The 18520-nt window shown below is 66.6% G+C and carries 19 protein-coding genes; 11 read left to right on the top strand and 8 right to left on the bottom strand.

Annotation, left to right across the window (positions count from 1 at the left end):
• Nucleotides 1-2099: transketolase (tkt, locus tag X803_RS0100775; protein WP_253907360.1), on the bottom strand; the 2099-nt coding region annotated here is incomplete at its 3' end.
• A gap of 427 nt (nt 2100-2526) precedes the next feature.
• Here tkt and X803_RS0100770 point away from each other — a divergent pair.
• Both X803_RS0100770 and X803_RS0100765 read left to right on the top strand, forming a co-directional pair.
• Nucleotides 2527-3477, top strand: a complete 951-nt coding sequence (locus X803_RS0100770) for a heme o synthase (protein ID WP_051470323.1) — start codon at nt 2527-2529, stop codon at nt 3475-3477.
• 29 nt (nt 3478-3506) lie between these two features.
• Entirely contained in the window at nt 3507-4412 is a 906-nt protein-coding gene (locus X803_RS0100765) for a dihydrodipicolinate synthase family protein (RefSeq protein ID WP_026543632.1), read from the top strand.
• A gap of 15 nt (nt 4413-4427) precedes the next feature.
• Here the strand turns inward: X803_RS0100765 and X803_RS16920 are convergent, their stop codons facing one another.
• From X803_RS16920 to X803_RS0100750, 3 genes are read right to left on the bottom strand one after another with little or no spacing between them, the layout of a single operon-like run.
• Complete coding sequence (locus X803_RS16920; protein ID WP_051470322.1) at nt 4428-5366, bottom strand: COX15/CtaA family protein; 939 nt, start codon at nt 5364-5366, stop codon at nt 4428-4430.
• 4 nt (nt 5367-5370) lie between these two features.
• On the bottom strand, nt 5371-6111 hold the full coding sequence (locus tag X803_RS0100755) for an ABC transporter permease (RefSeq protein ID WP_026543631.1): 741 nt from the start codon (nt 6109-6111) through the stop codon (nt 5371-5373).
• Complete coding sequence (locus tag X803_RS0100750; protein ID WP_026543630.1) at nt 6108-7055, bottom strand: ABC transporter ATP-binding protein; 948 nt, start codon at nt 7053-7055, stop codon at nt 6108-6110. Before X803_RS0100750 ends, X803_RS0100755 begins: the two co-directional genes overlap by 4 nt.
• A gap of 177 nt (nt 7056-7232) precedes the next feature.
• Here X803_RS0100750 and X803_RS16915 point away from each other — a divergent pair, with 177 nt between their 5' ends.
• The 6 genes from X803_RS16915 to X803_RS0100720 all read left to right on the top strand — a co-directional run bounded on the left by X803_RS16915 (nt 7233) and on the right by X803_RS0100720 (nt 12428).
• Nucleotides 7233-8072 carry a helix-turn-helix transcriptional regulator gene (locus X803_RS16915; protein WP_084033235.1) on the top strand — a complete coding sequence of 280 codons (840 nt, stop codon included), beginning with the start codon at nt 7233-7235 and terminating at the stop codon, nt 8070-8072.
• Nucleotides 8072-9547 carry a Fe-S cluster assembly protein SufB gene (gene sufB / locus X803_RS0100740; RefSeq protein ID WP_026543629.1) on the top strand — a complete coding sequence of 492 codons (1476 nt, stop codon included), beginning with the start codon at nt 8072-8074 and terminating at the stop codon, nt 9545-9547. Before X803_RS16915 ends, sufB begins: the two co-directional genes overlap by 1 nt.
• The gene (gene sufD / locus X803_RS0100735) at nt 9547-10845 is read left to right on the top strand and encodes a Fe-S cluster assembly protein SufD (protein WP_026543628.1); all 1299 of its coding nucleotides are present in this window, start codon (nt 9547-9549) and stop codon (nt 10843-10845) included. Before sufB ends, sufD begins: the two co-directional genes overlap by 1 nt.
• Nucleotides 10845-11219, top strand: coding sequence for a non-heme iron oxygenase ferredoxin subunit (locus X803_RS0100730; RefSeq protein ID WP_026543627.1), 375 nt, complete (start codon nt 10845-10847; stop codon nt 11217-11219). The genes sufD and X803_RS0100730 overlap by 1 nt, the downstream gene beginning before the upstream one ends.
• Before the next feature lie 72 nt (nt 11220-11291).
• Nucleotides 11292-12065: a Fe-S cluster assembly ATPase SufC gene (gene sufC, locus X803_RS0100725; RefSeq protein WP_026543626.1), complete on the top strand. Its 774-nt coding sequence runs from the start codon at nt 11292-11294 to the stop codon at nt 12063-12065.
• Between the two features lie 33 nt (nt 12066-12098).
• Nucleotides 12099-12428 (top strand): metal-sulfur cluster assembly factor, encoded by a 330-nt coding sequence (locus X803_RS0100720; RefSeq protein WP_026543625.1) that lies wholly within the window; start codon nt 12099-12101, stop codon nt 12426-12428.
• 112 nt (nt 12429-12540) lie between these two features.
• Here the strand turns inward: X803_RS0100720 and X803_RS0100715 are convergent, their stop codons facing one another.
• Nucleotides 12541-13053, bottom strand: a complete 513-nt coding sequence (locus tag X803_RS0100715; protein WP_026543624.1) for an O-acetyl-ADP-ribose deacetylase — start codon at nt 13051-13053, stop codon at nt 12541-12543.
• Nucleotides 13054-13168: 115 nt separating this feature from the next.
• Between X803_RS0100715 and X803_RS16910 the strand changes: the two genes are divergently transcribed.
• Both X803_RS16910 and X803_RS0100705 read left to right on the top strand, forming a co-directional pair.
• Entirely contained in the window at nt 13169-14575 is a 1407-nt protein-coding gene (locus tag X803_RS16910; protein ID WP_051470320.1) for a class I adenylate-forming enzyme family protein, read from the top strand.
• Complete coding sequence (locus tag X803_RS0100705; RefSeq protein WP_026543623.1) at nt 14556-15740, top strand: thiolase family protein; 1185 nt, start codon at nt 14556-14558, stop codon at nt 15738-15740. Before X803_RS16910 ends, X803_RS0100705 begins: the two co-directional genes overlap by 20 nt.
• A gap of 99 nt (nt 15741-15839) precedes the next feature.
• Here the strand turns inward: X803_RS0100705 and X803_RS16905 are convergent, their stop codons facing one another.
• The 3 genes from X803_RS16905 to X803_RS0100690 are packed head-to-tail and all read right to left on the bottom strand — an operon-like array spanning nt 15840 to nt 17880.
• Nucleotides 15840-16532, bottom strand: a complete 693-nt coding sequence (locus tag X803_RS16905; RefSeq protein ID WP_051470318.1) for an energy-coupling factor transporter transmembrane component T family protein — start codon at nt 16530-16532, stop codon at nt 15840-15842.
• Nucleotides 16529-17239: an energy-coupling factor ABC transporter ATP-binding protein gene (locus tag X803_RS0100695; protein ID WP_035777368.1), complete on the bottom strand. Its 711-nt coding sequence runs from the start codon at nt 17237-17239 to the stop codon at nt 16529-16531. The genes X803_RS16905 and X803_RS0100695 overlap by 4 nt, the downstream gene beginning before the upstream one ends.
• Before the next feature lie 5 nt (nt 17240-17244).
• Entirely contained in the window at nt 17245-17880 is a 636-nt protein-coding gene (locus X803_RS0100690) for a biotin transporter BioY (RefSeq protein WP_026543621.1), read from the bottom strand.
• 141 nt (nt 17881-18021) lie between these two features.
• Here X803_RS0100690 and X803_RS16900 point away from each other — a divergent pair.
• Nucleotides 18022-18520, top strand: a 499-nt coding sequence (locus X803_RS16900; protein WP_035777367.1) for an ATP-binding cassette domain-containing protein, incomplete at its 3' end; no start/stop codon positions are given.

Raw genomic sequence — 18520 nt, 5'->3', positions numbered from 1 at the left:
GAGTCGCGAGCGGCTTCCACGACGGCTTCGGTGGTGATGCCGAACTCTCGGAAGAGGGTCTTGTAGTCTGCCGATGCCCCGAAGTGTTCCAGCGAGACGGAACGGCCGGCGTCTCCGACGAGCTCCCGCCAACCCTGCGCCACGCCGGCCTCCACGGAAACCCGCGCACGGATTCCGGAAGGCAGGACCGACTCGCGGTAGGCCTCGTCCTGCTTGTTGAACCACTCCAGGCAGGGGAGCGAGACAACGCGTGCAGCGATGCCGTCCTTCTGCAGGGCAGACCGTGCCTCAACGGCAAGCTGGACTTCCGAGCCGGTTGCAATCAGGATGACGTCCGGCTCCCCGTCAGGGGCTTCGGCCAGCACGTAGGCGCCCTTCGCCACTCCCTCGGCCGAGCCGAAGGTGTCACCGGACGCTGCGCCGTCTCCGCGTTCCCAGGTGGGGATGTTCTGGCGGGTGAGGACGATTCCGGCGGGGTTGGAGGTGTTCTCAAGGATGGTGCGCCAGGCGACGGCGACCTCATTTGCGTCACCGGGGCGGACGACGTCGAGTCCCGGGATGGCACGCAGGGAAGCCAGCTGCTCAACCGGCTGGTGCGTGGGGCCGTCTTCGCCGAGGCCGATGGAGTCGTGGGTCCAGACGTAGATGGCCGGGACTCCCATCAGGGCGCCGAGCCGGATGGCGGGCCGCTGGTAGTCGCTGAAGATCAGGAATGTTCCCGAGAAGGCGCGGGTGCTGCTGTGCATGACGATGCCGTTGACGATGGCTGCCGCAGCGTGCTCACGGATTCCGAAGTGCAGCACGCGCCCGTAAGGGTTCCCGGACCAGGCATCGGTCTGCTTGCCTACCGGGACGAACGACGGGGAGCCCTCGATCGTGGTGTTGTTCGATTCGGCGAGGTCGGCGGAACCGCCCCAGAGCTCGGGCAGCACGGGACCGATGGCGCTGAGCACCTTGCCTGATGCGGCGCGGGTGGACATGTCCTTGCCCGCCTCGAACTCAGGCAGGCTTGATTCCCAGCCCTCGGGGAGTTCCCGGGCGGAGATGCGCTCGAGAAGTGCAGCACTGTCCGGATTCGAGGCCTTCCAGGCGCTGAATGAATCCTCCCAGGAGGTGCGGGAGTCCTGCCCCCGCTCCACGACCTTCCTCGCATGCGCCAGCACTTCGTCGTCGATCTGGAAGTCCTTCTGCGGATCCAGGCCGAGCGTGGTCTTCAGGGCTGCGACCTCGTCCTTGCCAAGGGCCGAGCCGTGGATCTTGCCGGTGTTCTGCTTGTTCGGCGCGGGCCAGCCGATGATGGTGCGCAGGGAGATGATCGAGGGGCGGGAGGTCTCTGCCTTCGCGGCCTTGAGCGCACTGTACAGCTCGGCGACGTCCTCGACGTACTCGCCCGTCTTCGTCCAGTCGACCCGCTGCGTGTGCCAGCCGTAGGCGGCATACCGCCCGAGCACGTCTTCGGTGAAGGCGATGTCGGTGTCGTCTTCGATGGAGATGTGGTTCTCGTCGTAGATCACTACGAGGTTCCCCAGCTCCTGGTGCCCGGCGAGCGAGGACGCCTCGGAAGTGACGCCTTCCTGAAGGTCGCCGTCAGAAGCAATCACCCAGATGGTGTGGTCGAACGGGCTCTCACCCTGGGGCGCCTCGGGATCCAGCAGTCCGCGCATGCGACGCTGGGCGTAGGCGAACCCGACGGAGGACGCCAGGCCCTGCCCGAGGGGGCCGGTGGTGATTTCCACGCCGGCGGTGTGGCGGTACTCCGGATGCCCGGGTGTCTTTGAGCCCCAGGTGCGCAGCGACTTCAGGTCGTCGAGCTCAAGGCCGTAGCCGGAAAGGAAGAGCTGGATGTAGAGCGTGAGCGAGGTGTGCCCGGGAGACAGGACAAAGCGGTCGCGGCCGGTCCACTCCGGGTCCGTCGGATCGTGGCGCATGAACTTCTGGAACAGAAGGTATGCTGCCGGCGCGAGGCTCATCGCCGTGCCGGGGTGGCCGTTACCCACCTTCTCGACGGCGTCTGCGGCGAGTACGCGTACTGCGTCTACTGCGCGCTCATCCAGTTCGTTCCAGTCCAGTTCCTGATTTTCCAGCTGTGGCACGTTCACCGGGCCCCTCTCTTTACGTCACGGCCAGCGCCGCGGCGCCGAGTGGGACTGCGCCACGGAAGCGAAAATCCCCGCGGCCAGCCGGCCGTTCACCGTTGAAATCTTGAATACTGCTGAGTTTCGACCAAACCGGATCCGCGCAGATCCCCAGGGCGGGGGCAAAGCTTCCGAAGGATGGTCCCTCCGGGCTTTTGCCTATGTCCCGGGGAGCGGGAGTGATCCAGGCGATACATGCCACCTTAGCGCTTTCGGCTGCGGATGCGCGTGGGCTGACTCTTTGTGAAGGGTCACACAACGACACGAACGACGTCGTCCTGACGGGATGGAGCGCAGGCCGCGGACTTTCTACGAGCTGTAAAAAAGGAGGATCGAGCGGGTATGATGGCTAAGGATTTCAGCCCCCACTTCAGAAGCAGAGCATCCTCACGTGAATTTCGACCAGGCGGCAGTGGCTACCAGCGTGCCCCGGACCGGCGGCGCCGTTTCCCGCAAGCTGCGGGCCTATCTGGCTCTGACCAAACCCCGCGTGATTGAGCTGCTGCTGGTGACCACCCTGCCCACCATGATTTTCGCGCAGGGAGGCTTTCCGCCGCTGGGCCTGGTTCTTGCCACCATGATCGGCGGCGCGTTCGCCGCCGGCAGCGCGGGAGCTTTCAATTGCTACCTCGATCGTGACATCGACCGGGTCATGAACCGCACGCTCAACCGCCCGCTGGTGACCGGTGAGGTGACACCCCGCGAGGCTCTGATTTTCTCGTGGGCACTGGGCGTTGCGGCGGTCGCAATCCTGTGGCTGGGCGCCAACCCGCTTGCCGCCTGGCTGGGAGTGGCGGCCATCTTCTTCTATGTTGTCGTCTACACACTCATTCTGAAGCGCCGTACGGCGCAGAACATTGTGTGGGGCGGCGCCGCCGGCTGCATGCCGGTACTCATCGCCTGGGCCGCGGTGACCGAAACGGTCGAATGGCCGGCTATCGTGCTCTTCCTCGTGATTTTCCTCTGGACTCCGCCGCACTACTGGCCGTTGTCCATGAAGTACAGCGATGACTACAACGCGGCCAACGTGCCGATGCTCGGTGCCATTGCCGGAGCCGGCATCGTCTCCGTCCAGGTGGTTCTGTATGCGTGGGCCACCGTGATCTGCTCGCTTCTCCTTGTCCCGGTCGGCGGTGCAGGCTGGGTCTACACCATTGCTGCGCTGCTGAGTGGAGGATGGTTCCTCCTCGAGTCCCACAAACTGCACGCAGCGGCCCGGGCGGGCACGGCGACCGGCAAGGGCGCCATGAAGGTCTTTCACGGTTCCATCAGCTACCTGACGGTGCTGTTCCTGGCGCTGGCTATCGACCCGTTTGTCGGTCAGGCGATCTTCGCCGTCTAGCAGGAGCCCGGTCCACCTAGGATGGTGGCATGGTCTTCACTGGAGTAGTTGCGTACCCTCTGACACCCTTCCACGCAGACGGCGGGGTGAATTCCTCTGAGCTCAAGCTCCTGGTCGACCGTCTCGCGCTGTCGGGGATCGATTCCATCACGGTGCTGGGGTCCTCGGGCAGCTTCGCCTATCTTGATGCGGATGAACGCAGGCAGGTTCTCGCCGACGCGGTGGAGGCCGCCGGCGGCCGTGTGCCGGTAGCGGCCGGAATCAGCGCCGTGGCAACGCGGGAAGTGGTGGCCGGAGCGCGTGCCGCCGAACAGGTTGGGGCGGACGGCGTGGTTCTGTCCCCGGTGTCCTACCTGCCGCTTACCGACGATGAGCTCATTGTCCTGGTGGAGGAGGTTGCCGCGGCAACCACGCTCCCGATCTGCCTCTACAACAATCCGTCGACCACACAGTTCTCGATCGACGTTGACCTCGTGGCCCGCATGGCACATGTGCCCACCCTGGTGGCGTTCAAGGACACCGCTGCAACCCCGGCGGAGTTCGCCGAACGCGCCGCCCGGCTGCGGGAGGTACTCGACCGGCCGATCAGCCACGGCGCGAGTTCCGACCCGCTGCTTGCGACCGGTGAGGTTGCCGCTGATGCCTGGCACACCGGACTCGCCGCGCTCCTGCCTGCCAGTTACGTGGCCTTCCGGGCCGCAGTGCTCGACGGCGACGCCGCCCGGATCTCGGCCGAACGCTCCCGGCTGGTTCCGGTGGTGCAGGCCGTGCACCGGCTTCGGAAGCTCAGCGGTCTGCACGCCCTGGGCCGGGCCTGCGGGATTGATGCAGGCGATCCGCGCCATCCGCTGCTACCGATCGCAGGCAGTGAACAGCGCGACCTCGCCCGGCTCGCGGAAGCGTTCGACGACGTCGAGGACGGCGTTCTGCGCTGACCCGCTTCCGACAGGCTAGGCCTGGTCCGCCCGCCGCCGGGTGAAACCCACGTAGACCGCATGTGCCGTCGCGGCGGTCAGCAGGGACGCCCCCAGCATGTGCAGCGCGACCAGGGCCACCGGCAGGTGGAGGAAGTGCTGCAGATAGCCCACGGCGCCCTGGGCAAGCACAACGACGGCCAGCAGCACCAGCGCACCGCGCAGCCGCGGCGCAACGCGGAGCCGGTAGGCAGCCACGACCAGTAGCACCACCGTCAGCACCAGCAGGTACACCGGCGCGGCATGGATCCGGGTCATCAGGTCCGGGTTGAGGTTGTTCCGTGCGGCTCCCGAGTCCCCGGCGTGCGGCCCGGACCCCGTGACCACCACTCCAAGAAGCACCGCGGCTGCCACCAGGCCCGCTGCGGCGACCAACAGTTGACGCAGCAGGGGTGCCGCGCGGGGTTCGGTGTCCGCCCCGGTTTCCGCATCGGTGAGCCGGGCCCGGTTCACCAGGACGGTTGCCACCACAATGAGAATCATCGAGATGATGAAATGCCAGCCGACAACCCACGGGTTGAGCTGGGTCAGGACGGTGATTCCTCCCACCACAGCCTGCGCCGGGATCCCCGCCAGCAGCACGACGGCGGGAATGAACAGATCGCGACGGGTCCTGCGCATATTCCAGAGCGAGACGAGCATGGCGACCGCAATCGCGGTGAGGACGAACGTCAGCAGGCGGTTACCGAACTCGATGACACCGTGCATGCCCATCTCGGGGGTTGCGACCATGGATTCGGCCGTGCAGCGGGGCCATTCGGGGCACCCTAGCCCGGACGCCGTGAGCCGCACCGCGCCTCCGGTGACCACGATGAGGATCTGGGAGACCAGGGAGGCGAGCGCCAGGCCGCGGACCAGCGGTGTGACCGTCCGGGGCAGCCGCGCAGCGAAGCGGGCGGGGGAGAGTTGAGTCATGTTCCTAACTCCATTTGAACCAGCGGACGGCGGCCACTGACGCGACGGCGGCCCAGCCGCACAGCAGCGCGAATGAGGACAGATCGAAGGTGCCGGATGCGAGGGCAGCGCGCAGCCCGTCCCCGAGGGCTGCCGACGGCAGCAGTGCGACCACGGGCTGGATTGCTTCGGGGAGTCTGTCCCCGGGAATGATGGTGCCGCCGACGGCGGCAAGCAGCACCCACACGAGGTTTGTGACCGCGAGCGTGGCTTCCGGCCGGAGGGTGCCTGCGATCAGCAGTCCCAGCGCCGTGAAGGCCGCGATCCCGGGAATCAGCATGGCGAGTGCGGGAAGTATTCCGCCGGGAGGGGGCTGCCACCCAAGCAGGACCGCCGTCGTGCCGATGACTGCGAGCTGGAGGGAGAGCACGGCGCCCACCGCGAGGATCTTGCCCAGAATCAGACCGCTGCGCCCGAGAGGCGTGGTGGAGAGGAAGCGGAGTACACCATAACGGCGGTCGAAGCCGGTTGCGATGCCCTGCCCCGTGAAGGCCGTGGACAGCACGCACAGGGCAATAACTCCCGGTGTGCCTGTCTCAAGCCGGGGGCCGCCGAAGGCGTCGAAGAAGGGAGTGAAGGCAATGGCGCTCAGGGCCAGCAGCGGCAGCACAATCGCGAGGACAAGCTGTTCGCCATTGCGGAGCATCGCGAGGGTCTCGTACCGGCCGTGCTGGAGGACGCGCACGGGCAAGGCGGCTGCGCTCATCGGATGTTCCGTCCGGAAATGTCGAGGAAGACGTCCTCCAGCGAACGCGACGTCAGAGCGATCGAGGCCGGCAGGATGCGCTCCTCGGCCCACCAGGCCGCGAGGACAGCCAGGTCTTCCGGCGTCAGCGGTCCGCTCACCCGGTACCGGCCGGGGGTCGGTTCCGTGATTGTGAGGTGGGGCAGGCGTGCAGAGGGGAGCCGCAGATGCTCGGCAGCCTCAAAATGCAGTTCACGTACTGCGTCGGCAGCATGCCTGGTGAGGTCCGGGACTGTCCCGTGCCGGACCAACCGGCCGTGGTCGATGATGTAGACGTAGTCAGCGAGTTTCTGGGCGTCATCGAGCAGGTGCGTGGTCAGGACGATCGCCAGGCCTTCCGCGCGAAGCTCGTTGATCAGCTCGAACACGATGTTCCGGGACTGCGGATCGAGCCCCGCACTGGGCTCGTCCAGGAAAAGCACCTCGGGGTTTCCCACGAGGGCGCAGGCGAGCGCCAGCCGCTGCTTCTGGCCTCCCGAGAGCCGCCGTACCGGGGTCCTGGCAAAGGAATTGAGGCCCAGCCGGTCCGCAAGACCGGGCACGTCCCGGGGCGCTGCGTACATGCCTGCGACATGCTGCAGGAGGGCAAGGGGACGAACCGCCGGGGGCAGGCCGCCTTCCTGCAACATGATGCCCACGCGGCTGCGCAGTGCGGCGCCTGCGCGCCAGGGATCCTGCCCGAGCAGGCGGACGCTGCCGCCGCTGGGCTTCTGCAGGCCCTGGGCGCACTCCAGAGTAGTGGTTTTGCCCGCTCCGTTGGCTCCCAGCAGCGCGGTGACGCGGCCGGTCTCCGCCCGCAGACTCACGCCGTCGAGCACCCGGACCATTTTTCCGTCCAGTGAGGACACGGGCCCGAAGTCCTTGACGAGCCCGCACACTTCGACGGCAGGGGAGGAGGAAGGCACCGAATAATTCTACGCTAGGTAGTAGCCCGTTGTGCCTGCCCGCCGGGCACCCGATGGGTAGCCTCGCCTTACTGGAAGCGGCAGGCAATGTGGAATAGATTAAGTCACGGTTATGTTGTCTTAATTGGCCGTCCACTTTGCGGCCGGTTCCCCGCGTACCCTGAAGGAGGCCCCGCGATGTCCCATCCCGTTGCGCCCGGGCAGACCAGGGCACACACCCCCTACGAGGGGACCGACGACGCCGAGTATCCACGCGTAGTCGATGAGCGGACCAGGGACAAGGTGCTCGCCGCCGTGCTGGAACACGGGCCCGTGAGTGCGGCTGAACTGGGCGATCTGCTCGGCTATACGCCCGCGGCTGTCCGGCGTCACCTCGACGCCCTGTCCCGTGACGGACTGATCGAAGTCAAGGGCATCGGCAGCCCGTCTCCCGGGGCCGGACGCCCGGCCCGGCGTTATGTACTCAGCCAGCGCGGACAGACGCGCCTCGGCAACGACTACCTCCACATTGCCCAGGCCGCCCTGGGGCAGCTGCGCGAAGTGGCAGGGCCCGACGCCGTCCGCCAGTTTGCAGCGGGCAGGTTCGCCGACATGGAGGAGCGGTACCGCCCCATCATCGAGTCCGCGGGCGAGCGGCTGGAGGACCGGGCAGCGGCATTGGCCGAAGCGCTGAGCCTTGACGGCTTTGTCGGTTCCACCAGGGAGATCGGCCGCAACGCACCCAATGCAGCAATGCTGAGCGTGCAGCTCTGCCAGGGACACTGCCCCATCCAGGAGCTCGCAGCGGAATTTCCGGATTTCTGTGAGCAGGAGACCGGGGTTTTCGCCAGGCTGCTCGGCGTGGACGTGCGCAGGCTCTCCACCCTGGCAAGCGGCGGGCACGTGTGCACCACCCATATACCGATCGGCAGGGTGGCGCGCGCAGCACCCGGAGCCGCTCCAAACACGGACGCCGTCCCCCCGGCTCCGCAAACGTACGCAACTTTCGTCTCCAACCATCAGCAAGGAAGGCCGTGATGACGGATCAGACAGATCAGAAGGCATTGGTTCCCGACGCCGTGCCCGCTTCAGTGATCAGCGACATCCTCGAGAGGAACCCCGAACTCCACGGTATCGGCACCTACGAGTACGGCTGGTCCGACAAGAATGATGTCGGCGCCAACGCCAAGCGTGGTCTCGACGAGGAAGTTGTCCGCGACATTTCCTCAAAGAAGAGCGAGCCCCAGTGGATGCTCGATATGCGGCTCAAGGGCCTGAAGTACTTTGACCGCAAGCCCATGCCGACCTGGGGTGCGGACCTCTCGGGGATCGACTTCGACAACATCAAGTACTTCGTCCGGTCCACCGAGAAGCAGGCGGGCAGCTGGGAAGAACTTCCCGAGGACATCAAGAACACCTACGAGAAGCTCGGTATCCCCGAAGCTGAGCGCAACCGCCTCGTCTCGGGCGTCGCAGCGCAGTACGAGTCCGAGGTTGTCTATCACCAGATCAACGAGGAACTCGAGCGCCAGGGTGTCATCTTCATGGACACCGATACGGCACTGCGCGAGCACCCGGAGTTCTTCGAGGAGTACTTCGGATCGGTCATTCCGGTCGGAGACAACAAGTTCGCGTCGCTGAACACCGCGGTGTGGTCCGGCGGATCGTTCGTGTATGTCCCCCCGGGAGTACACGTGGAGATCCCGCTGCAGGCGTACTTCCGGATCAACACCGAGAACATGGGCCAGTTTGAGCGCACGCTGATCATCGCCGACGAGGACTCCTACGTGCACTACATCGAGGGCTGCACCGCCCCGATCTACACGTCGGACTCCCTGCACTCCGCCGTCGTCGAAATCATCGCCAAAAAGGGTGCCCGCGTCCGCTACACGACCATCCAGAACTGGTCCAACAACGTGTACAACCTGGTGACCAAGCGCGCCATCGCACACGAGGGCGCCACCATGGAGTGGATCGACGGCAACATCGGTTCCAAGGTCACCATGAAGTACCCGGCTGTCTACCTGGTCGGCGAGCATGCCAAGGGCGAGACCCTGTCGATCGCCTTTGCGGGTGAAGGCCAGCACCAGGACACCGGTTCCAAGATGGTGCACATCGCACCGAACACCAAGTCCTCGATCATCTCCAAGTCGGTTGCCCGCGGCGGCGGACGCGCGGCGTACCGGGGGCTCGTCCAAATCCGGGAAGGCGCCTCGCACTCGGCGAACACGGTCCGCTGCGACGCCCTTCTTGTCGATTCGATCTCCCGTTCGGACACGTACCCGTACGTGGACATCCGTGAAGATGACGTGACCATGGGCCACGAGGCTACGGTCTCCCGCGTCAGTGAGGAACAGCTGTTCTACCTGATGTCCCGCGGCATGCCCGAGGATGAGGCGATGGCGATGATCGTCCGCGGATTCATCGAGCCGATCGCCCGGGAGCTCCCAATGGAGTATGCCCTCGAACTCAACCGCTTGATCGAACTCCAGATGGAAGGAGCCGTAGGCTGATGGCCGAAACTTCACAATTGAGCCCCGGACTGACCGACGAAAAGGCTCGCGTCGGAGCGCCCTCCGATGAGGAGAAGGTAGCCATTGACGGTTTCACCGAGGAGGGCGAAAACCTTTCCCCGCTGAACACCGGAACGGAACAGCACGGTGCACGGCGGCACAGCCACGGCGATGAGCCTGTGGTGCCGGAGGCCTCGCGCGGCGAGCGCCTCAAGTCCTACCGTCTGGCCGATTTCGCCCCGCTGACCGGCCGCGAGGAGGACTGGCGGTTCACTCCGCTCAAGCGTCTCCGCGGACTGCACAGCGAGCCGTTGTCCGGTCAGGCCCCGGCGGTCACGGTGACCGGCGCATCCAATATCCAGGTTGAGACTGTCGGCCGGGACGATGCCCGCTTCGGTTGCGCCGCTGTCCCCGAGGACAGGGTGTCGGCCGCGGCCTGGGAAGCAGTGACCGCCGCCACCGTCATCACCATTCCTGAAGAGACGGTCGCTGACTGCGAAGTGACCGTCAGCGTGCGCGGCACCGACAGCGCCGCAGCGGCGCAGCACATCATCATCGACGCGCGCCGGTTCTCTCGGGCAGTGGTGGTTCTTGACCACCAGGGCAGCGCCGTGCTGGCACAGAACGTCGAGATCCTGGTTGGCGACGGCGCTGAACTCACCGTCGTCAGCGTCCAGGAATGGGACGACGACGCCGTTCACGTCTCCTCCCAGCAGGCAAAGATCGGCCGCGACGCGCGCTTCAAGCATGTTGTGGTCAGCCTCGGCGGCGACCTCGTGCGTCTCACGCCGTCGTCGTTCTTCACCGCCCCCGGCGCGGAGGTGGAGATGTACGGTCTTTACTTCGCGGATGCCGGGCAGCATCTCGAGCAGCGGCTGCTCGTTGACCATGCCGTTCCGAACTGCAAGTCCCGCGTGACCTACAAGGGCGCGCTGCAGGGCCAGGGCGCGCATACCGTGTGGGTCGGCGACGTCCTGATCCGCAAGGAAGCCGAAGGCACCGACACCTACGAGGTCAACCGCAACCTGGTGCTCACCGACGGAGCTCGCTCCGACTCGGTGCCCAACCTCGAAATCGAAACCGGACAGATCGAAGGCGCCGGACATGCCAGCGCCACCGGCCGCTTCGATGACGAGCACCTGTTCTACCTGATGGCCCGCGGGATCGATGAGAAGACCGCTCGCCGGCTGGTGGTGCGTGGATTCCTCAACGAGGTCATCCAGCAGATCAAGGTTCCGGTTCTGGAGGAGCGCCTCACTGAAGCAGTGGAGCGCGAGCTGGCCGCAGGAAACCTCTGATGGGCGAAGCATCACCGAACGGCATGCCGCAGGGCGAGCTGGTCTGCAACGTGAATGACATCCAGGTCAAGCAGGCTCTGCGGATCCTGATCGATGACTATCCCGTTGCGATCGTGAAGGACTCCGACGGCGGTATCCACGCCATCGGGGATACCTGCTCCCACGCCGACATTTCCCTCTCGGAGGGTGACGTCGAGGGGTGCAGGATCGAATGCTGGGGGCACGGTTCCCAGTTCGATCTGCGCAGCGGCATGCCGCTCCAGCTTCCCGCCTACGAACCGGTTCCGGTGTTCGCGCTCGAGATAGTCGGCGACGAGGTCTACGTGGACATCACCACGGTGACCAACTCCGCGCCGGTTCCCGACCGCGGCTGAACCAGTCCGAAGCCCCAACTTTTCGAACATTTGAGCGATCCTGCTGGAGCAGGATGCAAAGGAGAACCACAGATGTCCACTCTTGAAATCAAGGACCTGCACGTCAGCATCAACACTGAGCAGGGCAACGTCCCCATCCTCAAGGGCGTCACGCTGACCATCAACACCGGTGAGACCCACGCCATCATGGGTCCCAACGGATCCGGCAAGTCGACCCTCGCGTCGACCATCGCCGGGCATCCCCGATACATCGTTGACAGCGGCTCCATCACCCTGGACGGCGAGGACGTTCTGGAGATGAGCGTCGACGAGCGCGCCCGGGCCGGCCTCTTCCTGGCCATGCAGTACCCGGTCGAGGTTCCCGGCGTCACCATGACAAACTTCCTGCGCACCGCCAAGACGGCGCTGGACGGCAAGGCTCCGAGCCTCCGGCACTGGACCAAGGACGTCAAGGAGGCAATGACGCAGCTGCGCATCGACGCAGACTTCGCACAGCGCAACGTGAACGAGGGGTTCTCCGGCGGCGAGAAGAAGCGCGTGGAGATCCTCCAGCTGGAACTGTTCAAGCCGCGCTTCGCCATCCTGGACGAGACCGACTCGGGTCTCGACGTTGATGCGCTCAAGGTTGTCTCTGAAGGGGTCAACCGCGAGCACGGCAAGGGCAACATGGGCACGCTGCTCATCACCCACTACACGCGCATCCTCCGGTACATCAAGCCTGATTTCGTGCACGTATTCGTCGACGGACGGATTGCCGAGGAGGGTGGCCCCGAACTCGCCGACCGCCTTGAGGAAGAGGGCTACGACCGCTTCCTGGTTCCCGGCTCCGCAACTGCCGGCGCCTGATTCCCGGATCCTGAAAGAGAAAGGCTCCTGCACATGAGCGATGTGAATGCAGCACAGACGTCCCTTGAGGATGTCGAAGAGTCGCTGAAGGACGTCATCGATCCCGAGCTCGGCGTGAACATCGTCGACCTGGGCCTGCTGTACGGCCTGAAATACGCCGACGACGGCGCCCTGCTGATCGATATGACCCTCACCACCGCCGCCTGCCCGCTCACCGACGTCATCGAGGAGCAGGTCGGGCAGGCTCTTGACGGAGTCGTCGATGACTGGCGGCTCAACTGGGTATGGATGCCGCCGTGGGGCCCCGAGCGCATCACCGAGGACGGCCGCGACCAGATGCGTGCCCTCGGGTTCAACATCTAGCAGCAGCCTGTCCGGCACCCGGGTCAGCTGAGGGGACTGGTTTCTCGCGAAATCAAGTCGCCTCAGCTGACCCGATGCCGTTTAACGGCCGCGCGTTCAACAGCGTGCGGGTTCAGGGGCGCGCCCGCCGGAAGATCTCAGCCATTCTGTCGGAGAACAGGACGAAGCGGACCAGCCGGACGCCGCCGTCGTAATCCGAGACGGTCCGAAGTGCGATCCGGGCCACCTCTTCCGGCTCCCAGCCGTAAATGCCCGCGCTGATGGCAGGAAAAGCGACGGACTCCGCTTCAAGGTCCGCGGCGAGCGCCAGGCTGCGCCGGAAACAGGACTCCAGCAGCGCCGGGTCCGTCTGGCCGGCATGACGGTTCGGTCCCACCGTATGGATCACCCACCGGGCCTGCAGCCGAAAACCCGGTGTCGCAACCGCCTGCCCCACCGGCAGCCCGTCCGGAAGGAACTCTCGCCGGACCGTGCGGCAGGCCTCAAGAAGATCCGGCCCGGCAGCCGAATGGATGGCGCCGTCCACCCCGCCGCCGCCCAGCAGCGATGAATTGGCCGCATTGACGACGGCGTCGACATCCTCGGTGGTGATGTCGCCCTGAACAATTTCCACCTGAGCTGCCATGGGTACTCCGTCCGGTACGCGCCGGGACAAACCCCGGCGCCTTCGCAGGTGCCGATTCTGCGCACCAATGTACTAGCGTGAGGGGTACCGCGATAAGAGGGAGCTTCCCTGGCCCATGCCCTTCATCAACCGCCTGCTCCACTGGGCACGCACATCACCGGAGCGTGCCGCCGTCGTCGCCGGTGACCGGGAACTGACCTACGGTGAGCTGGCTGCCCGGGCATCCCGCAGTGAACTGCCCGCAGGCGGCATGATCGCCATGCAGTTCGAGGACCCCGTGGATTTCGCAGTCGCGTTCACCGCGGTGGTAGGCCAGGGCCGCTGCGCGGCCGTGCTGGACCCCGTCTGGCCCGCGGCGCAGCTGGCCGAGGTCCTCGAGGGTCTCGGGCCTGATGCCGTTCTCGCGGGGGAGCTCTGCCCGGAGGCTTCCCGTCCATCCCAGCTCGCGGACCCTCCGCCCGACGCGCGTTTCTACTGCGGCTTCACCTCCGGGACATCGGGCATGCCGAAGGGCTTTGTCCGTACCGTCGGCTCCTGGTCACGCTCGCTGGAGCGCAGCGTCGACTGGTTCGGGGTCACGCCGGGCCTGCGCGTCTTCGCACCCGGACCGCTGGCAGCAAGCCTGAGCCTCTACGCGCTGGCCGAATGCCTCTACGCCGGCGCCACGTTTTACGCACCCGCTCCGGAAGCTGTTGCGGGGCGGGCCGCGTTCTTGGAGATTCTCCGGTCCGGACACATCGAACACCTCGTCGGCGTGCCGTCCGCCCTGCGCCTTGCGCTGGAACGCGCCGAGACCGCCCTGCCGCACCTGCGCACGGTAGTCTCCGGAGGTTCCCGGCTGTCAGCGGCGGAAGCCGGCATGGTGCTGCGGGCCGCACCGGCTGCCCGCGTCTTCGAGTACTACGGCGCATCGGAGCTCAGCATCGTGACGGTCCGGCGGGTCGACGGCTCTGCCGGGAGCGACGTCGGGCACCCCTTTGCCGGGGTTCAGATCCGGGTGCACGCGGATGGCAGGACAGCTGGGCCCGGTGAGGAAGGGACAATCCACGTACGCACGGACACCGCGATCGAGGGTTATCTGCTCGGCGACGACGGCCGCTCCTTCCAGCGGCACGGGGATTGGGTCACCGTTCAGGACACGGGCTGGATCGACGACGACGGCGCCCTGCACCTGACGGGCAGGCATGGAGACATGGTGGTGGTGGCCGGCACCAACGTCTATCCGTCCGAGGTGGAAGCCGTTCTGGCGGGAGCGGGCTACCCGGCGTCCGTCGTGGTGGGTATCCCCGATCCACGGCGGGGCGCCACGCTCGCTGCTGTCATCGAAACCCCGCCGGGAACCGACCTTGATGTGCCCCGGCTCCGCTCGTTCCTGAAGAAACAGCTGCCTCCGCCGAAGGTTCCGCGCCGGATGTACCGCACAGTGCGCCTGCCGCTGACACCGGCCGGGAAGCCCGACCGCGCGGCTCTGGAGGCGATGGTGCGCACGGGAGGTGAGGTGCATGAACTTCCCGCCCGATGAACGTCCGCCCGGCAGGCGGCCGGCGGTGGTGCTCTGCCGGCGTACCCCGTTCGGCCGCCTGCGTGGCGCCTTCGCAACGGTTGAGGTCCACGATCTCCTTGCGGGTGTGCTGGCCGCCGTCCTGCGGGATGCGGAGCTGCCGGCCGGGGAGATTGATGACGTCATCATCGGCAACGCCGCCGGGGGCGGAGGCAATGTCGCACGGCTGGCCGCACTCACTGCGGGCCTCCCGGCAACGGTGCCCGGCATCACCCTCGACCGGCAGTGCGCCTCAGGCCTGGACGCCATCGTGCATGCCTGCCGGCTGGTGGAGTCGGGGGCCGGCGCCTGGTATCTGGCCGGGGGAGCGGAGAGCTGCAGCACGGCACCGCTGCGGGCACACCGGTTGACCTCCGTGCCGGATGCCCCGGACTTCTATACGCGCGCGAGGTTCGCTCCGGACTCCCACGGCGATCCCGACGCCGGTGAGGCGGCCGAAAATGTTGCCGCCGCCTTCGGTATCGGGCGCCCGGAGCAGGACGCGTTTGCCCTGCGCAGCCACAGCCGCACGGCGGCCGCACGGGAGCTGATGGCAGCGGAGATAGTTCCCGTGAACGGATGCGGAACGGACCAGACCGGGCGCCGCGGCATGTCAGCCCAACTGCTCGGCCGTTTCCCGCCGGCCTTCCGCGCAGATGGAACCGTCACGGCGGGCAACTCCTGCGCCGACGCGGACGGCGCGGTGGTGGCCCTCGTCACCAGTACTGAAAGGGCCGCCGCTGCGGGCTTCACCCGGGTTCTGGAGTTCCACGGTTCAGCCAGCGCGGGCAGCGAGCCCGCACTGTTCGGCATCGCCGGGGCGCATGCGGTGGGGAAACTCCTCGGAGGGCTGCAGCTGAGCCCCGGCAACATCACCGGCTGGGAATACAACGAGGCGTTCGCCGCACAGGTTCTCGCCTCTGCCCAGCTCATCGGCATCGCTCCCGAGAAGCTCAACCTGCACGGCGGAGCATTGGCCTACGGCCACCCGTACGGAGCGTCCGGCGCCATGCTCGTGGCCAACCTCCTCCGCCGCGTATCAGTCCCGGGCGGCAGGCCGGACGGCGTCGGCTGGTCCGTCGCGGCGGTCAGCGCTGCGGGCGGCGTGGGTACGGCCGCGGCCTTCCGGCCGCTGACGCTCCGGTAGGGCTGACGCTCCGGTTGGACGGTTCTGCAGCGGCTCCCCGCTTCCCCCTGCGGGAGGATCCTGTCGGACAACTGCGGCCGGGCAACTGCGGCCGGGCAATTAGCCCCGGAAGGCATCCGGCGCGTCACCGGCATCCGGCGCGTCACCGGGGAGTGCGCCGTCGTCGTCGTGTTCCGGGTCGGCGAGTCCGCGCGCCGCCAGTGCCTCGCCCGTCTGCTGGGCATAGGCCACCGCACCGATGAAGACCGGAAGGATCAGCGCACGCGGACTGCGCTCCAGGCCGCGCGCCCTGGCGGCGTCCCGGGAATCCTCTGCCGCACCGACCAGGTAGGGAATGCTGCGGAGCATCAGTGCGACGGTCAGTCCGAAACGTTCAGGATCCGCACCGAACCGCTTCAGCGGGTGGGCCAGCAGCACCAGGCCGTCGAGGAGCCGCTGGCTCTCGGTTGTGAGGGTCACCAGCAGGGCGGCAAGGACACACACTACGATGTTCCCCACCACGATGAACGCGGTCAGGGGGCCGGCGTTGAACCACTGGAAAGCGCCGAGAATGAGGATCAGCGGCCACATCCGGGCGAGCGGCCGGACCAGTTCCCGCACGGTCAGGCGGGCGCCGGCCAGGTAGGCGAGGATCACCAGGCCGAGAGCCCCGAGGGTGACCCACGGCGACCACAGGGTGAGCACCAGGACCGAGAGCACTGCCACCGGGATGAACTTTGCCCACAGCGGCGCAGCATGGAGCACCGACGTCCGCTCAACGTAGGCGCCGAGGAGGCTGGCGTGTCCCCTCACCGCCGTCCCTCTGCGGCTGCCCCGTGGAGGCTGAGTTCCCGGTACGCGGCCACCGCGTCGGCGGGCGCGCCGTCGAAGACGATCCTGCCTGAGTCCACCACCAGGGTTCGCTCTGCCTCCCGGGCGAACTCGAGTGAGTGGGTCGTGAAAATGACCTGCTGGTCGAGGCTGCGGAAAAGGCTGCGCACCCGCGCTTCATTCCGGAGATCCAGGAGGGTGGTGGGTTCATCGGCAACCAGGACCACAGGGTCGCAGGCCAGCACCACCGCCAGCGCGAGGAGCTGGCGTTCACCTCCGGAGAGATCGTAGACGCTTTGGTCCGCCAGATGGGCGAGGCCGAACCGTTCCAGGACCTTTTCCGCCGCCGCGCGCCGTTCTTCCCGGTGCCGGTGGCGTCGGCGCAGGGAAAGCTCGACGTCCTCACGCCCGGTGGGCATGACGAGCTGGGACAACGGGTCCGTGAACATGAACCCCACGCTGCGGCGCACGGCGGAACCGCGCCGCGCAGTGTCGAGGCCATTCACTGACACGCGCCCCGAGGTGGGCAGCACCAGCGAGTTGATCAGCTTGAGCAGGGTCGACTTGCCCGAACCGTTAGCCCCGATGATGCTGATGCGCTTCTCGCCCAGGAACAGGTCCAGCGGGGCAAGGATCTGCCGTGTTGCCGGATGCTCGGCCTGGACGGCTGCGCCGTCGAACTGGATCATGCGGATCAGGACCGGCGTGCCGGACGGGACTGAAGCCGCGGGAACGCCTTGACGACACTGAGTCCGATCGCGGCCGCTGCCAGATTTTTCAGGATGTCCCCGGGAAGGAAGACGACGTCGGCCGCTACGGCAGCCGCGAGATCCAGCTTTGCGTTGATCATCATGCCGACAATGCCGAACGGATGCGTAATGAGGAGGCTGGTGGCGGTGCAGGCTGCAAAGAGGGCAAGGAAGCGGAAGCGGTCAAAGCGTCGGAAAACGATGCGCGCGAGGAAACCCACTGCGAACGCGGCGATCGGGAAGGCGATGATGTAACCGGCGGAAGGGCCGAACAGGACTCCGATGCCGCCGCGGAACTGGCTGAAGATCGGCAGCCCGGCCAGGGCCACGGCCACATACAGGCTCAGGGCGGCACCGGCCCGCCACGGACCGAGCACAATTCCAGTCACCATGATGGCCAGGGTCTGCAGGGTGATGGGCACCCCCACCTGGCCCACCGGGATAGCGGGTAGGATGGCACTGGCGGCCACAACGGCTGCGAACACCGCGATCAGCGACAGGTCGGTCGCATTCCAGGACGTGCGGGCCCGGGCCGGAGTGCCGGCGGGTGTGGGGTGCGGAGCCGGATTGGTCTGTTGCATCGTGAAGCTTTCTGTGGGATCTACACAACGGTGAGCTGCTACTTACCGAGATTAGTGCGGAAAGAACCAAACGCTTTTGTAGGGTTCCTACAATATTGAGGCCCGGCCCATGATGCCGGAACAGGGAAAGGCCCAGTCACTGTGATTACCGTGTCGAATCTTGAACTGCGCGCGGGCGCACGGCTACTGATGGACCAGGTGTCCTTCCGGGTAGACCGGGGAGACAAGATCGGACTCGTCGGCCGCAACGGAGCCGGCAAGACCACCCTCACCCGTGTTCTCGCCGGTGAGGGACTCCCGGCTGCGGGCTCGGTGACCCGGACCGGCGAGATCGGCTACCTGCCGCAGGACCCCCGGACGCCCAACATGGAGCAGCTGGCCCGCGACCGGATTCTCTCGGCCCGCAACCTGGACGTTGTGGTGGGGAAGCTCAGGGAGACGCAGGACCAGATGGCCAGCGAGGACCCGAAGGTTCGAGACAAGGCGATGGGCCGCTACGACCGCCTGGAAAGCGAATTCCTGGCGCACGGCGGGTACGCCGCAGAAGCGGAGGCCGCAGCGATTTCCTCGAATCTCGCCCTGCCCGAGCGCATCCTCAACCAGCCGCTGAAGACCCTCTCCGGTGGTCAGCGCCGGCGGG

The organism is Arthrobacter sp. 35/47 (assembly GCF_000520475.1).
GTDB classification, from domain to species: domain Bacteria; phylum Actinomycetota; class Actinomycetes; order Actinomycetales; family Micrococcaceae; genus Arthrobacter_D; species Arthrobacter_D subterraneus.
The sequence above is the reverse complement of the archived record's forward strand: the minus strand, read 5'-3'. Positions and strand labels throughout refer to the sequence as shown.

Excerpts from the sequence above, each read along its gene's own strand:
- X803_RS0100765 (WP_026543632.1), top strand. The coding sequence starts at position 3,507 with ATGGTCTTCACTGGAGTAGTTGCGTACCCTCTGACACCCTTCCACGCA.
- X803_RS16920 (WP_051470322.1), bottom strand. The coding sequence starts at position 5,366 with ATGACTCAACTCTCCCCCGCCCGCTTCGCTGCGCGGCTGCCCCGGACG.
- X803_RS0100755 (WP_026543631.1), bottom strand. The coding sequence starts at position 6,111 with ATGAGCGCAGCCGCCTTGCCCGTGCGCGTCCTCCAGCACGGCCGGTAC.
- X803_RS16915 (WP_084033235.1), top strand. The coding sequence starts at position 7,233 with ATGTCCCATCCCGTTGCGCCCGGGCAGACCAGGGCACACACCCCCTAC.
- sufB (WP_026543629.1), top strand. The coding sequence starts at position 8,072 with ATGACGGATCAGACAGATCAGAAGGCATTGGTTCCCGACGCCGTGCCC.
- sufD (WP_026543628.1), top strand. The coding sequence starts at position 9,547 with ATGGCCGAAACTTCACAATTGAGCCCCGGACTGACCGACGAAAAGGCT.
- X803_RS0100730 (WP_026543627.1), top strand. The coding sequence starts at position 10,845 with ATGGGCGAAGCATCACCGAACGGCATGCCGCAGGGCGAGCTGGTCTGC.
- sufC (WP_026543626.1), top strand. The coding sequence starts at position 11,292 with ATGTCCACTCTTGAAATCAAGGACCTGCACGTCAGCATCAACACTGAG.
- X803_RS0100720 (WP_026543625.1), top strand. The coding sequence starts at position 12,099 with ATGAGCGATGTGAATGCAGCACAGACGTCCCTTGAGGATGTCGAAGAG.
- X803_RS0100715 (WP_026543624.1), bottom strand. The coding sequence starts at position 13,053 with ATGGCAGCTCAGGTGGAAATTGTTCAGGGCGACATCACCACCGAGGAT.
- X803_RS16910 (WP_051470320.1), top strand. The coding sequence starts at position 13,169 with ATGCCCTTCATCAACCGCCTGCTCCACTGGGCACGCACATCACCGGAG.
- X803_RS0100705 (WP_026543623.1), top strand. The coding sequence starts at position 14,556 with ATGAACTTCCCGCCCGATGAACGTCCGCCCGGCAGGCGGCCGGCGGTG.
- X803_RS0100695 (WP_035777368.1), bottom strand. The coding sequence starts at position 17,239 with ATGATCCAGTTCGACGGCGCAGCCGTCCAGGCCGAGCATCCGGCAACA.
- X803_RS0100690 (WP_026543621.1), bottom strand. The coding sequence starts at position 17,880 with ATGCAACAGACCAATCCGGCTCCGCACCCCACACCCGCCGGCACTCCG.